This is a genomic window from Sphingobium scionense (assembly GCF_014197035.1).
In the GTDB taxonomy this organism is placed as follows: Bacteria; Pseudomonadota; Alphaproteobacteria; order Sphingomonadales; family Sphingomonadaceae; genus Sphingobium; species Sphingobium scionense.
Genome location: NZ_JACIEU010000097.1, coordinates 1 through 1,153 on the forward strand (window position 1 = coordinate 1; position 1,153 = coordinate 1,153).

Genomic DNA, 1,153 nt, shown 5'->3' on the forward strand with positions numbered 1-1,153 from the left:
CTAGTGGATTGATTCCAACACTTGGTGCCCGCGCCGTACAGCGGCTATAATTTCGTCCGGATCGGCCTTCCAGATGAAAGGTCGGGGGTCCTCGTTATGCTCCTTGATAAAGCGGTTGATGGCTGCCTGCAGATCTACGACCGAATGAAAGACGCCGTTTTTCAGCCGCCGCCGTGTGAGCTTGGCAAAAAAGCCCTCGACGGCATTGAGCCATGAGCACGACGTCGGGATGAAGTGGAAGGTCCAACGCGGATGCCTGGCCAACCAGGCGCGGACCTTGGGCTGCTTGTGGGTCGCATAATTGTCGAGGATGACGTGGATGGCCTTGTCAGCGGGCATCTGGGCTTCGATCGTGTTCAGGAACCGGATGAACTCCTGATGCCGGTGCCGTTGCATGTTGCGGCCGATCACGGAACCATCTAGGACATTGAGCGCGGCGAACAGGGTCGTGGTCCCGTTGCGCTTGTAGTCATGCGTCATGGTCGCGCCGCGACCGCGCTTCAGCGGCAAGCCCGGTTGGGTCCGGTCGAGCGCCTGGATCTGGCTCTTTTCGTCGACTGACAGCACGATCGCGTGCGCAGGCGGTGAGACGTAAAGCCCGACGACATCGTGAAGCTTCTCGGCAAAAGCCTTGTCGTTGGACAGCTTGAAGCTGCGCCAACGATGGGGCGCCAGACCGTGGTCGTGCCAGATTTTCACGACCGATGACGCCGCGATACCAACGGCTTTAGCCATCGCGCGCACCGTCCAATGGGTAGCCTCGTGGCTGGGCGTCTCCAGCGTCAGCTTCACGACCTTGTCAACCAAAGCAGCCTGGAGAGGCGCAATCCCCGGTGGGCGGGTCTTGTCGCGCAGTAACCCATCCACGCCTTCGGCCATGAACCTTTCCTGCCAGCGCCATACGCACGTCTTGGATTTGCCCGTCGCCATCATGATCGCCTGGGTGCCCAGGCCCCGAGCCGTCAGGAGAATGATCCGCGCCCGCCAAACATGCTTCTGCGGCGAACCCCGCGCCGCAACAATCGCCTCAAGCCGCTTCGTGTCCGGTGCAGTGACCTCGATCTCGATACCCGTTCGCATGCCGCATCGTCGCACGGCACCGAAAGAATGGGAATCCCTCAAGCGGACTCATTCGTTCCGATCAATCCACTAG

Annotated in this window: 1 protein-coding gene; it reads right to left on the minus strand. The window is 60.7% G+C overall.

Annotated features, from left to right (window positions below; genetic code table 11):
* Window positions 1–1,080 (minus strand): IS630 family transposase, encoded by a 1,080-nt coding sequence (locus tag GGQ90_RS28905; protein WP_188084658.1) that lies wholly within the window; start codon window positions 1,078–1,080, stop codon window positions 1–3.
* Window positions 1,081–1,153 lie beyond the last annotated feature (73 nt).